This is a genomic window from Bradyrhizobium neotropicale, from assembly GCF_001641695.1.
Taxonomy (GTDB): Bacteria; Pseudomonadota; Alphaproteobacteria; order Rhizobiales; family Xanthobacteraceae; genus Bradyrhizobium; species Bradyrhizobium neotropicale.
Genome location: NZ_LSEF01000010.1, coordinates 2,673 through 15,701 on the forward strand (window position 1 = coordinate 2,673; position 13,029 = coordinate 15,701).

Sequence of the window (13,029 nt, forward strand, 5' to 3'; positions counted from 1 at the left end):
CCGTAGCGGCTGGCGATAAACGTGATCAACGGCAGACCAACGGCGGCGGCGAGCGACCAGCCGAGAAAGACGTAGGCGATGGTGCTGCCGCGCCGCTCCACCGGCACGATGAGTGCCGCCGTGCCGGCCGCCTGCGGCGTATAGAGCGCGCCGACCGCGAGCATCACCAGGCGAATGGCGAGCAGGTTCGCGTAGTCGGGAGCAAACGCCGAGGCGAGATTGCCCGCAGCAAGCAGCGCAAGCGTCACCGTGAGCAGCGTCCGCCGTTCGATGCGGCTGGTCAGCCAGGCCGTCAGCGGCGAGCCGATGCACAGCGTGATCGCGCCGAAAGTGATCAGCAGCCCGGCCGCACGGACGCTGACGTCGAGCCCGGCGGCCAACTCCGGCAGCATCCCCGCCGGCGCCAGCACCGAGCAGCCAGTGACGATATTTCCAAGCATCAGGGCGGTGGGCGCGAAACGGCCGGCGGCGGGGGCATTTTTCATGCAGGTGCATGTAGCCGGCGCCAGGGACGAGTTAAAGGGCGCGGCGCGAAATAGTTGTTGCAAGGCAGGTGTTTCACGCAGCCATTTTCTTGGAAATGCCCGATTGCACGGGCCGAATCGCCTGATATATCGCTCGTTCCCGCTTACCTGCGCTCGTTCGCAGGAGTGAGCCTCAGGAGAAATGCAATGACTGACCAGCCCAAGTCCGAGTCCGGCTTCCAGTACAGCCTCAGCAACCTCAAGCCCGTGACGCCGACTCCCAAAGTCACCCTCACCTTCCCCGACGGCGCCCAGCGCCAGTTCGACAAGGACATCACCGGCCTCGACATCGCCAAGGGCATCTCGCCGTCGCTGGCCAAGCGCACGGTGGCTATGGCGCTCGACGGCGAACTCGCCGATCTCAACGATCCCATCGAGGCCGATGCGAAGATCGAGTTCGTCAACCGCGACGATCCGCGCGCGCTGGAATTGATCCGCCATGACTGCGCCCACGTGCTGGCCGAGGCCGTGCAATCGCTCTGGCCGGGCACTCAGGTCACGATCGGCCCGGTGATCGAGAACGGCTTCTATTACGACTTCTTCCGCAACGAGCCGTTCACCCCGGAAGATTTTGCCGCGATCGAGAAGAAGATGCGCGAGATCATCGCGCGCGACAAACCCTTCACCAAGGAAGTCTGGGATCGCGAAAAGACCAAGCAGGTGTTCCGCGACAAGGGCGAAGCCTTCAAGGTCGAGCTGGTCGACGCCATTCCCGGCAACGAGCCGATCAAGATCTACTACCAGGGCGACTGGTTCGATCTGTGCCGCGGCCCGCACATGACCTCGACGGGCAAGGTCGGAAACGCCTTCAAGCTGATGAAGGTGGCCGGCGCCTATTGGCGCGGCGACAGCAACAACCCGATGCTGACCCGCATCTACGGCACGGCGTTCGCCAAGCAGGAGGACCTCGACGCCTACCTCAAGCAGATCGAGGAAGCCGAAAAGCGCGACCATCGCAAGCTCGGGCGCGAGCTCGACCTCTTCCACTTCCAGGAGGAAGGTCCGGGCGTCGTGTTCTGGCATCCGAAGGGCTGGACCATCTTCCAGCAGCTCATCGCCTATATGCGGCGTCGCCTGACCGGCGATTACAGCGAGGTCAACGCGCCGCAGATCCTCGACAAGGTGTTGTGGGAGACCTCCGGCCATTGGGGCTGGTACCGCGAGAACATGTTCGCGGCGCAATCCGCCGGCGACGAGGCCGAGGACAAGCGTTGGTTCGCGCTGAAGCCGATGAACTGCCCGGGCCACGTGCAGATCTTCAAGCACGGCCTGAAGAGCTATCGCGACCTCCCCTTGCGCCTTGCCGAATTCGGCGTGGTGCACCGCTATGAGCCGTCCGGCGCCATGCACGGGTTGATGCGCGTGCGCGGCTTCACCCAGGACGATGCGCACATCTTCTGCACCGAGGATCAGCTCGCCGATGAGTGCCTGAAGATCAACGATCTGATCCTGTCGACCTATGCGGACTTCGGCTTCACCGGCGATCTCACCGTGAAGCTGTCGACCCGGCCGGACAAGCGCGTCGGCACGGACGCGATGTGGGACCACGCCGAGCGCGTGATGGCGACGGTGCTACGCGAGATCCAGACGCAGAACAACCACATCAAGACCGAGATCAATCCGGGCGAAGGCGCCTTCTACGGGCCGAAGTTCGAATATGTGCTGCGCGATGCCATCGGCCGCGACTGGCAGTGCGGCACCACGCAGGTCGACTTCAACCTGCCGGAGCGGTTCGGCGCATTCTACATCGACCATGACGGCGGCAAGAAACCGCCCGTGATGGTGCACCGCGCGATCTGCGGCTCGATGGAGCGCTACATCGGCATTTTGATCGAGCACTATGCCGGCAACTTCCCGCTCTGGCTGTCGCCGGTGCAGGTCGTCGTCACCACCATCACCTCCGAGGCCGACGAATACGCCAAGCAGGTGGTCGAGCAGGCGCGGCGCGCAGGCCTTCGGGTCGAGATCGACCTGCGCAACGAAAAAATCAACTACAAGGTCCGCGAGCACTCGCTGGCAAAGATCCCGGCGCTGCTGGTGGTTGGCAAGAAAGAGGCCGAGACGCAGTCGGTCTCCGTCCGCCGCCTCGGCAGCGACGGGCAGAAGGTGATGACGACGCAGGAGGCGATTGCCGCGCTTCTCGACGAGGCGACCCCGCCCGACGTCCAGCGGATGCGGGGCGCGGCCTGATCCCTGAAATCGATCTAAATCGGCTTTCGGTTGCGGGCGTGCATGACTATCTCCAGCGTGCACGGCCGACGACCAGCCGAAGAGGATACCGAAAGTGCCCGACGCCATCGAACTCCTGAAGACCCGCCGCTCGGTCAAGCCGCGCGAGATGACCGGGCCCGGTCCCTCGCCTGCCGAGCTCGAAACCATCTTGACCATCGGTGCGCGCGTGCCCGATCACGGCAAGCTCGCGCCCTGGCGCTTCATCATCTTCGAAGGCGACGCCCGCGCGCGTGCCGGCGAGGTGATCGCCAAGGTCTTCGCCCGGAAGAATCCCGGCGCAGCGGCGGCCGACATCGACATCGAGCGCAAGCGGCTCACCGACGCGCCACTGGTGATCGGCATCGTCAGCTTCACCAGGCCGCATCCGAAGGTGCCGGCGTGGGAGCAGGAATTGTCAGCGGGCGCGAGCGCCATGAACATCCTCACGGCCGCGACCGCGCTCGGCTACGGCGCCTGCTGGCTGACCGGCTGGTTTTCCTTCGATCGCGACGTGCTGGACGGGCTTGGTCTCAAGCCCGACGAAAAGCTCGCCGGCCTCGTGCACATCGGCAAGCCGACCAAGCCGAGCGAAGACCGCCCGCGACCGTGCCTTTCGGAAATCGTGACGCGATTTTAATCGATGTCTTGTTGACGCCTGCAACATCTTGCGGCTTTGATCCCGTCGAGGGAGGAAGCCCGGATGAAGCGCCGCGAATTTCTGCTGGGGGCCGCGATGCTGGCCGGCACGATGGCACGAGGCCGCGCTGCCAGCATCCCTGCTCCTGCTCCCGAACAGCTCAACCGCATCACGGCGTACTTCGACAATGAGGTGACGAGCGGCCGGCTGCCGGGCGCCGTGATCCTGGTGCAGCAGCACGGCAAGCCCGTCTACTTCAAGACGTTCGGCGTGCGCGACGTCAGGACCGGCCTCGCCATGACGCCGGACACGATCTTCGCCATCCACTCGATGACCAAGCCGATCACGTGTCTTGGCGCAATGATGCTGATCGACGAGGGTAAGCTTGCCCTTGCCGATCCCGTGTCGAAATACATCCCCCTCTTTGCCGACACCAAGGTGGGACTGGAGGTCACGAAGCCGGACGGCACACTGGCGCTCGATCTCGTGCCGCCGGTCCGCCCCGTCAACATCGAGGATCTTTTGCGGCACACCTCGGGCATCAGCTACGACTATATCGGCGGCAAATGGGTCGAGCAGGCCTATCACGCCGCTAACATCTTCGCCGGACAGTTCGACAACAAGGAGTTCGCCGAGCGCATCGCCAAGCTGCCGCTCGCGCGTCAGCCGGGGACGCTGTGGCGCTATGGCCATTCCACCGACGTGCTCGGCGCCGTCATCGAGATCATCTCGGGGCAGACGCTCTACGAATACCTGAAGCAGCGCATCCTCGATCCGCTCGGCATGAGCAGCACCAAGTTCGTGCTGACGACGAAGGACGAGCTTGCGCGGATGGCACGGCCCCTGCCCACCGACCAGATCCTGCTGGATGCAGAGCATGACCGCCTCGCCCATCCGGAATGGCAGTCGGGCGGCGGCGGACTGCTCTCGACCATCACCGACTATCAGCGCTTCGCGCAGATGCTGCTCAACGGCGGCGAGTTCGAGGGCAAGCGCTATTTGAGCCCGGCTGCGTTCAAGGACATGACGACCGATCACATTGGACCGGGCTCCGGCGTCGGGCGCGACTATTTCTATTTTCCAGGCGACGGCTTTGGCTATGGCTACGGCCTCGCCGTGCGTACTGATCCCGGCAACGCGAAGCCGCCGCCGCCGGGTTCGATCGGCGAGTTGAAATGGGACTCGGGCAGCGGCACCTATTTCGGCGTCGATCCCAAGCTCGACATGGTCTACCTCATGATGCAGCAGACCCAGAACGAGCGCGGCCGCATCACGCCCGCCTTCAAGGCGCTCGTCTACGACTGCTATCCGCCCGAGCTACGCCGCCCGTGAGGCGCGCTGGCCGAAATCGGCGAGGAGCTTTGCGATCTCGCCGGCCGGCCGCGCCGCGCTGAACAGGAAGCCCTGCACCTCGTTGCAACCTTCCGCGCGCAGCCAGTCGAGCTGATCCTCGGTCTCGACACCTTCCGCGGTCGTCGTGATGTTGAGGCTGCGTCCAAGCCCCGAGATGGCGCGCACGATCGCACCGCAATCGGGCCGCTGCGCGAGGTCTTTGACGAAGGAGCGATCGATCTTGATCTTGTCGAAGGGGAAGCTGCGGAGATAGCTGAGGCTGGAATAGCCGGTACCGAAATCGTCCATGGAGATGCCGACTCCGAGCTCGCGCAATTGATGCAATATCGCGAGGTTGGCATCGGTCTCGGCCAGGAAGATCGACTCGGTGATCTCGAGTTCGAGCCGCTTGGGCGACAGGCCGGATTGCGCCAAGGCCGAGATCACGACCTGGACCAGGTTGCGGCTGCGGAATTGCGCCGGCGACAGATTGACGGCGACTTTGATGTCGACCGGCCATTTTACCGCTTCGGCGCAGGCCTCGCGCAGGACCCACTCGCCGAGCTGGGTGATGAGGCCGATGTCCTCTGCGACCGGGATGAACTCCGCCGGCGAGATCATTCCCTTGTCGGGATGACGCCAGCGCAGAAGCGACTCGAAACCGGAGATGCGGTCGGATGCGATCGACACCAGCGGCTGGTAGTGCAGCTCGAACTCGCCATTGGCGAAGGCGCGGCGCAGATCGACTTCCATGTCGCGCCGCTTCTGCGCCTGCAGGTCCATCTCCCGCTCGAAGAAACGGTGCACGCCGCCGCCGTCCGACTTTGCCCTGTACAGCGCCATGTCGGCATTGCGCATCAATTCCTCAGACGTCGTGCCGTCGCCGGGCGACAGCGCTATGCCGATGCTCGCGCCGATCACCGTCTCGAGCCCGTCGACGTCGTAGGGCGCGCTCAGCATCTCGATCAGCAGCGTGGCGCAGGCGCTGGCCTCGTTCGGCGAGACGTCGGCCGCCAGGATCACCGCGAACTCGTCGCCGCCGAGCCGTGCTGCGAGATTGCCGCCACGGATCGCGATTGCGAGCCGCTCGGCCACCTGCTTCAGCAGACGGTCGCCGACCGGATGGCCGAAGGAGTCATTGACGTTCTTGAACAGGTCGAGATCGATGCAGAGCACACCGACCCGCTTGCCCCCGGCGTGGTCGAGCGCCTGCTTCAAACGGTCCTGGAAATATTCGCGGTTCGGCAGGTCGGTGAGCCCGTCATGGTGCGCCATGTGGGCGATCCGCGCCTCGGCCTTGCGCCGCTCGGTGATGTCGACCACCGCAACCAGATAGCCGTCACGGTCATTGAAGGTGACGCGGCGGCCGAAGGTCAAAACTTCGATCTCGCTGCCGTCGGCGCGCAGATGCCGCCAGTTGCGCGAGGAATGGTAGGTATCGCCAATGCGCTCGAGCGCTTCGGCGTGGCTGTCCCACTCGTCCTGCGGCCAGATCTCCGGCAGCGTCATGCGCAGGAAGGTGGCGCGGCTGTAGCCGTAGTGCTGGACCGCGGCGTCGTTGACGCCGAGGAACTTCTTCGTCTCCGCGTCGAACACCCACATCGGCATCGGGTTGTTGTCGAACAGCAGACGGAACGAGGCGTCGCGCCGCTTCAGCGCGGTGACGTCGGAGATCGTCAGCGAGACGATATCGGCGAAGGCAGTGGCACTCAGGCGGAGATTGCGGCCGTCGGCCTCGATCTCGAGTTGCTCGCTGCGGCCACCGGAGACAGCCGCAAATAGCATCGCCATGATTTCGGCTGACGCCAGCAGCGTTCCGCCCTCTCGGACGCGGCACCACTGCAGGCCGCCAGCCGCCACATTCAACAGCAGCTCGGCGCTCTTGTTGTGATGGACGACCTGGAGATCGAACGGCTGGCCAAGCGCGTCGCGCAGCGTCGCCAGCGACACGACCGCATCGTCGGTCGACGAGAAGATCGCATCGAGCAGATTGTATTGCGCGCCGCGCTCGTTGACATAGGCGCCAACCAAAGTCGCACCCCAGCGTGAGGCGGTCGGCAGCGCCAGCACGTCGTAGGTCCTCACCATGCCATCGCGTACACAATGCGCGCTTGCCTGATAGGGACGTCCGTTCTCGAGCGCGCTTGCCACGGCTTCGGACAGTGCGGTGGCGCAATCAGGCGCCAGCGCGGCGACCGGAATGTCCCAGCGCTCGTCGCCCAGCCATTTCTGCACGTAGCGTCCGCTGCGCGACAGTTCGAGCCCGCCATCGCCCTTCAGCAGCGCGATGTGGTCGGCAAGCCGGCCGAGGCTGCCGAGCATCACGTCCTCGTAGCGCGGCAGCCGCTCGCCCGGCCGTAACGCAGCACGCCATTTGCGCTGAAGCACCGGCATGTCGTCGAACATCTCGGTGGCCGGTTTTCCCGGCGCTTTCCTCGCGGCACTCATCCTCGTCCCCAACGCACTTTCCCGCCGCATCCAATGCAGGCCCGCTTAATGGCATGTAAAAAGCCTACGATCGTGCGGCGCAAAGCGCGATTATGACAGTTTTAAGTCGGGCGATGGTTAGCGGGCGTTAGAGACTATGACGGTTTCTTTGCACGCGCTGACAGCCGTCGCAGAGCGCATGGACGCGCCACATCCGCGGTGTCGCCCTGGCTTTCGCCAGGTCCTTGGCTCGACGCCCGCCATTTCAAGCTGGAGACCGTCGCGGACGCCTACGCGCTGATCCGGGACCACGCGGCCAAGGGCAAGCTGGTCGTCGATATCTGACGTCAGGCGCGGCGAAGTCCTGCAGCCCCGATGGAGCCAACGGGGCTACGGAGCTGTGCCGCTCGCCTGGAGCGCATCGACATCGATCGGCGCTCCGCGTAAGTCAGTCTTCGCTCGAGGCCGCGGAGCGGTTGTTCAGATAGGCCTGCGACAGGAGAAAGAACAGCGCACGCTCGCCGTGATACTTCGCGGCCGGGCGAGTGCGCTCGAACCCGTCCGCAAATATCTTGCCGGACTGGTCGCTGACCTGCCAGCGCCAGCCAAACCGCTTGCGCCTCGTTAGGACCACTTCGAACATGCCGACGGGCTGGGCCCCCTGCTCACTGCCAGTGGCGCAGGCGTCGATGCTCCGCGCTCCGGCCCCTTGGACGGACGCACGACATATAACGCAGCGGTGCGGAAAGAGAATAAAATTGATTATCGGAATTGCGCCGCAGGCCCGGTGTTTCCCCAGACCTTGCGGCGCGAACACACCTTTGTAGTGCTCACACGCGTATTCAAATCAGAACACAAGATGCCGGCGTCCGGTAAGCGATTGCTCACCGGACGTGCGGCAGATATCAGCGGCCAACCCGCGCCTTGAGATGAGCCGGATAGCGATCGCCCTGCACCGTGACGTTGCCCAATACCTCGGCAATCGCCGCGAGATCGGTTGCCGACAGCGTCAGAGCGACTGCCCCGATGTTCTCCTCGAGACGGTGCAGCTTGGTGGTGCCCGGGATCGGCACGATCCAGGGCTTTTGTGCGAGCAGCCACGCCAGCGCGATCTGCGCCGGCGTCACCTTCTTCGCTGTTGCGATCTCTCCGAGCCGATCGACCAGGCTCTGATTGGATTTTCGTGCGCTGGATGAGAAGCGCGGTACGATGTTGCGGAAATCGCTCGTGTCGAATGCCGTCGTCTCGTTGATCGCGCCGGTCAGAAAGCCCTTGCCGAGCGGGCTGAACGGGACGAAGCCGATGCCGAGTTCCTCCAGCGTCGGCAGGATCTCCTGCTCCGGCTCGCGCCACCACAGCGAATATTCGCTTTGCAACGCGGCAACGGGCTGCACGGCGTGGGCGCGGCGGATGGTCTGTGCGCCGGCCTCCGATAGGCCGAAATGCCCGACCTTGCCGTCCCGGATCAAGTCCTTCACGGCACCCGCCACGTCCTCGATCGGCACTTCGGGATCGACGCGGTGCTGATAGAACAGATCGATGCGATCGGTCTTCAGCCGTTTCAGCGCGGCATCGGCGACCGCCTTGATCCGAGCAGGCCGGCTGTCGAGCCCGTCTTCGACCTTGCCGTCCCTGAAGCCGAATTTGGTGGCGATCACCACCTGGCCGCGGAATGGCGCGAGCGCCTCGCCCAGAAGCTCCTCATTGGCGAACGGGCCGTAGGCTTCGGCGGTGTCGAAGAAGGTCACGCCGTGCTCGAAGGCCGTCCTGATCAGCGCGATCGCCTGCGCCTTTTCAGTCGCAGGACCATAGCCATAGCTCAGGCCCATGCAACCGAGCCCCAAGGCCGACACCTCCAGACCACTTTTGCCCAATGTGCGCTTCTGCATCGCCAGCTCTCCTTGCAAGATCATTTTCGCCGGCGAATTTAGGGCGCGCTCCTGTCTGCGATTAGGTGATAAAATCGGCATGTACTCATGATCCGGATTCATCAATGGCGCGCCCCAACATCAATGACCTCCTCGCCTTTCTCGCGGTCGCGCGCGAGCGCAGCTTCACGCGCGCCGCCGCCCAGCTCGGCGTGTCGCAGTCGGCGCTGAGCCACACCGTGCGCGGCCTCGAGGAGCGGCTGGGACTGCGGCTCCTCACCCGCACCACCCGCAGCGTCGCGCCGACCGAGGCCGGCGAGCGCCTGCTGCGCAATGTCGGGCCGCGCTTCGACGAGATCGATGCCGAACTGTCGGCGCTCACGGAGCTGCGCGAAAAGCCCGCCGGCACCGTCCGCATCACCACCGGCGAGCACGCGGCGCACACCGTGCTGTGGCCGGCGCTCGCAAGGCTCCTGCCGCGCTATCCCGACATCAAGGTCGAGCTCGTCGTCGACTATGGCCTCACCGACATCGTCGCCGAGCGCTACGATGCCGGCGTGCGCATCGGCGAGCAGGTCGCCAAGGACATGATCGCGGTGCGGATCGGACCGGACATGCGCATGGCTGTGGTCGGCGCGCCCGCCTATTTTGCCGCGCGGCAGAAGCCGAAGCGGCCGCAGGACCTCACCGAGCACAGCTGCATCAACATCCGCCTGCCGACCTATGGCGGGATCTATGCCTGGGAGTTCGAGAAGCGCGGCCACGCCATGAAGGTACGGGTCGACGGCCAGCTCGTGTTCAACACCGGCGCGCTGCGCATGAACGCGGTGCTGGCCGGCCTCGGCCTCGCCTATCTGCCCGAAGACCTCGTGAAGCGGGAGATCGCCGACGGCCGGCTGATCCGCGTGCTCGCCGACTGGTGCGCGCCGTTTGCCGGCTATCACCTGTATTACCCCAGCCGCAGGCAGCCGACCCCGGCGTTCGCGGTGCTGGTCGAGGCGCTGCGGTATCGGAAATGAGGGGCCCTCCCCCGTCATTGCGAGCGCAGCGAAGCAATCCAGACTGCCTCCGCGGAAAGATTCTGGATTGCTTCGCTGCGCTCGCAATGACGATGTGGAGGCAGTGGCGCGCTGAAACGGCGATCCGGCACCGCGTCCGGGACGCGAGAGGCGCTACCGCGCGACGACTTCGACTTCGCCGTCGACGCCGTTCACGACGTTGAAACCGCGCTCGTAGACCTTGCCCTCGTTCTTGGCGATGGCGCGGTATTCGCCTTCGGAGAGCACGACGCGCGGAAAGGCGCCGATGGATTCCTTGATGACGTCGCCGCCCGGCGTCAGCACCGACCAGGCGGTGTTGGCGAGTGCCTCGCCGCCCTTGTCGCTGACGAGCTTGAGCGTGATCACGGCGGCGCGGTGGGTGATGGTGACGTCGGTGAGCTTGCCGGCCTGGACGCGGATGTCCGATCGCACCACCGAGTTGGCGTCGCCATAATTGGAGATGATGTAGTAGGTGCCCTCCGGCAGCAGCACGACGTCGCCGGCGGCGACGTTCGGCACCAGCGAGGCACGCTCGCCGGACTCGAACTGGCTGCCCTTGTAGATCGCGAACGAGATCTGGTTCTGCGGAATGCGGCTGGTGCCGACGCGGCCCTCGATGCGCAGGCCGCCCGCCGGCAGCACGAAGGACTCACGGTCGGTCTCCGCCTTCAGGCTCACGGTGCGCACCGCGCTGACGAGGCCGAAGGCAACGTGCACGACGTAGCTGCCGGGCGGCAGCACGATGTTGGGCGTGGCGCTACGGTCCTCGCGGATCAGCTTGAACGTGCCGTTCTCGTCCGGACGGTCGGCAAACACCCGCCAGACCAGGCCGCTGGTGATCGGGGCCGAGTCCTTGCCGTATTTCGCGGTGAGCGACAGCACGGCCTGTCCGGGGGCGGCGGCGTTGAGCGGCGCGGACGGGGGCACGGTCGTGACCGCCGGCGGGATCGTCGGCGAATTCGGCTGCGTCAGGGTCGGCGGCAGGCTGGGCGGCACACCGGATCCTGGTCCCGAGGGCGGCGCCAGGCTCACCGCGCCGCCGGGGTCGGGCACCGAGGCCGGTGGCACCGGAGGCGGGCGATCGGAGAAAAGCTGCGCTTTGGCGGCGTTTTGGCCGAAGATCAGGAGGCACGCGGCAAGGGTTAGCGCCGGCAGCAGCCGAACGCTGCGCCGCCATCCGATGATGCCGTCACCCCCGCTAATCATGTCACCTGCTTTTCACCGAAAACGCGGCAAATTCAAGCCTGAGGAACCCCAGGAAATACGGTCATTTGGAACTCGGTTGACGCCTGCGTGATTAGACTTAAGGCAACCGCCCATCGCCATACTCCTGCCCCGTGCCCTTCCCAAAGCAGCATAAACCATGCTTCGTCCTGGTTCTGGCGGCCCCGTGATGTGGCGCCTAGTCTGGTGATGCGGCTGGCCCCGGCGTAGGAGAGTTTCGGTGCTGGACATGTTGAAAGGTCGGGGCGCGAGCGTCTCGAATGGCGAGAAGGTCGGCCTCGGCAGCATTCGCCGGCCGGTCATCGGTTTGGCCCTTGGCGGCGGCGCGGCCCGCGGATTTGCCCATATCGGTATCCTCCGAACCCTGCTCGCGAATGGCATCGTGCCCAATGTCGTGGTCGGCACCTCGATCGGCGCCGTGGTCGGCGGCGCCTATGCGGCCGGGCAGCTCGACACGCTAGAGGAATGGGGACGCAGCCTGCAAGGCGTGCGCAACATCCTCGGCTATCTCGACATCCGCCTCAACGGCTCGGGCCTGATCGGGGGCGAGAAGCTCGCAACAAAGCTCGAGGCGGCGATCGGCTCGACCCTGATCGAGGACCTCGGTGTGAAATTCGCGTCAGTTGCGACCGAGGTTCGCACCGGTCACGAAATCTGGCTGACGCATGGCCGCGTGGTCGACGCGATGCGGGCGTCCTACGCCCTGCCCGGCATCTTCTCGCCCGTGCTGGTCGGCGACCGCTGGCTGGTGGACGGCGCGCTGGTGAACCCGGTGCCGGTCTCGGCCGCGCGTGCGCTCGGCGCGGAAATCGTCATCGCCGCAAATCTTTCCAGCGACATCTTCACCCATTCCACGACAATTTATTCGCATGGGGCGATGCCCGACCCGGTCGCACCGGTGGCCGAAGAACCAGTGGCCAAGCGGCGCTTTCCGCGATTCTTCTCGCCGGAGCGCACGGTGAAGCGCGAGTTCTTCGGCGGCGGCGGACGGCCCGGCATCTCCGCGGTGATGGTGGACGCCTTCAACATCATGCAGGACCGCATTACCCGCGCCAGGCTCGCCGGCGATCCGCCGGACATGCTGATCACGCCGCGGGTCGGCCAGATCGGCTGGTTCGACTTCCACCGCGCCGATGAGCTGATCGCATTCGGCACCCGCGCAGCCGAGCGCGCGCTGGACTCGATCCAGGAGGCGATCCATGTGCTGGCGCCGGCACCGGACGGCACCGCGCCGAAGGCAAGCGAATAAGGCCGGTTCAGGCCGTCTTGATGTAGTCGCGCAGGGCTTCCTGCTCGGTCTCGTATTCCTGGACGCGGCGCTTGACGACGTCGCCGATCGAGATGATGCCGACGACCTTGCCATTGTCGACCACGGGCAGATGCCGGAACTTGCCGGTGGTCATCGTCTCCATGAGCTCGGCCACCGTGTCGGTTTCCTTGCAGGTCACGACCTTGCGCGTCATGACTTCGCTCACGGGCTCTTCCAGCGCGCCCGCGCCGCGGTCGCCGAGCACGCGCACGATGTCGCGCTCGGACAGGATGCCCTCTAACCGGCTCTGATTCATCACCAGCACCGCGCCGATCTTCTTCTCGCCGAGCAATTTCACCGCGGCCGCGAGCTTGACGTCGGGCTCGACGCTCATGATCTGGTGACCCTTGGTATTGAGAATGGAACGTACCGTCATTGTTGCCTCCCTGAATCCGATCCGTCCGCTTTCCGCGGTCCGGACTTGTTCGCGAGTCTTCAACTAACAGTTACAGCGCCG

12 protein-coding genes are annotated in these 13,029 nt (G+C 65.2%); 6 read left to right on the top strand and 6 right to left on the bottom strand.

All coding sequences use genetic code 11. The features are described from left to right. Positions 1-485 (bottom strand): MFS transporter (locus tag AXW67_RS43620; protein ID WP_245315360.1); only part of this gene is annotated, 485 nt, incomplete at its 3' end. 186 nt (positions 486-671) lie between these two features. On the opposite strand from AXW67_RS43620, the gene thrS reads away from it, so the two are divergent. From thrS to AXW67_RS01650, 3 genes are all read left to right on the top strand, one after another. Then, positions 672-2,714: a threonine--tRNA ligase gene (gene thrS / locus AXW67_RS01640; RefSeq protein ID WP_051310888.1), complete on the top strand. Its 2,043-nt coding sequence runs from the start codon at positions 672-674 to the stop codon at positions 2,712-2,714. 94 nt (positions 2,715-2,808) lie between these two features. Next, entirely contained in the window at positions 2,809-3,372 is a 564-nt protein-coding gene (locus tag AXW67_RS01645; RefSeq protein ID WP_063676131.1) for a nitroreductase family protein, read from the top strand. 63 nt (positions 3,373-3,435) lie between these two features. Further along, positions 3,436-4,704: a serine hydrolase domain-containing protein gene (locus tag AXW67_RS01650; protein WP_063676132.1), complete on the top strand. Its 1,269-nt coding sequence runs from the start codon at positions 3,436-3,438 to the stop codon at positions 4,702-4,704. On the opposite strand, the gene AXW67_RS01655 is transcribed toward AXW67_RS01650, so the two are convergent. Continuing rightward, entirely contained in the window at positions 4,690-7,152 is a 2,463-nt protein-coding gene (locus AXW67_RS01655; protein ID WP_063676133.1) for a putative bifunctional diguanylate cyclase/phosphodiesterase, read from the bottom strand. The two genes, AXW67_RS01650 and AXW67_RS01655, sit on opposite strands and share 15 nt — an antisense overlap. Positions 7,153-7,350: 198 nt before the next feature. On the opposite strand from AXW67_RS01655, the gene AXW67_RS44720 reads away from it, so the two are divergent. Continuing rightward, a complete protein-coding gene (locus AXW67_RS44720) occupies positions 7,351-7,476 on the top strand; it encodes a hypothetical protein (RefSeq protein WP_283806449.1) in 126 nt (41 codons plus the stop codon). A gap of 103 nt (positions 7,477-7,579) precedes the next feature. Here AXW67_RS44720 and AXW67_RS01660 read toward each other — a convergent pair whose 3' ends face one another. Together AXW67_RS01660 and AXW67_RS01665 are read right to left on the bottom strand one after the other, a co-directional pair. After that, positions 7,580-7,774 carry a hypothetical protein gene (locus AXW67_RS01660; protein WP_027554574.1) on the bottom strand — a complete coding sequence of 65 codons (195 nt, stop codon included), beginning with the start codon at positions 7,772-7,774 and terminating at the stop codon, positions 7,580-7,582. Between the two features lie 262 nt (positions 7,775-8,036). Then, positions 8,037-9,020, bottom strand: coding sequence for an aldo/keto reductase (locus tag AXW67_RS01665; RefSeq protein ID WP_063676184.1), 984 nt, complete (start codon positions 9,018-9,020; stop codon positions 8,037-8,039). 104 nt (positions 9,021-9,124) lie between these two features. Here AXW67_RS01665 and AXW67_RS01670 point away from each other — a divergent pair, with 104 nt between their 5' ends. Continuing rightward, positions 9,125-10,018: a LysR family transcriptional regulator gene (locus tag AXW67_RS01670; RefSeq protein ID WP_063676134.1), complete on the top strand. Its 894-nt coding sequence runs from the start codon at positions 9,125-9,127 to the stop codon at positions 10,016-10,018. A 153-nt stretch (positions 10,019-10,171) separates the two neighbouring features. On the opposite strand, the gene AXW67_RS01675 is transcribed toward AXW67_RS01670, so the two are convergent. Then, positions 10,172-11,245, bottom strand: coding sequence for a hypothetical protein (locus AXW67_RS01675; RefSeq protein WP_063676136.1), 1,074 nt, complete (start codon positions 11,243-11,245; stop codon positions 10,172-10,174). 238 nt (positions 11,246-11,483) lie between these two features. On the opposite strand from AXW67_RS01675, the gene AXW67_RS01680 reads away from it, so the two are divergent. After that, positions 11,484-12,512 carry a patatin-like phospholipase family protein gene (locus AXW67_RS01680; RefSeq protein ID WP_063676138.1) on the top strand — a complete coding sequence of 343 codons (1,029 nt, stop codon included), beginning with the start codon at positions 11,484-11,486 and terminating at the stop codon, positions 12,510-12,512. Between the two features lie 7 nt (positions 12,513-12,519). On the opposite strand, the gene AXW67_RS01685 is transcribed toward AXW67_RS01680, so the two are convergent. Further along, positions 12,520-12,948, bottom strand: a complete 429-nt coding sequence (locus tag AXW67_RS01685; protein WP_027554569.1) for a CBS domain-containing protein — start codon at positions 12,946-12,948, stop codon at positions 12,520-12,522. Positions 12,949-13,029: the final 81 nt, after the last annotated feature.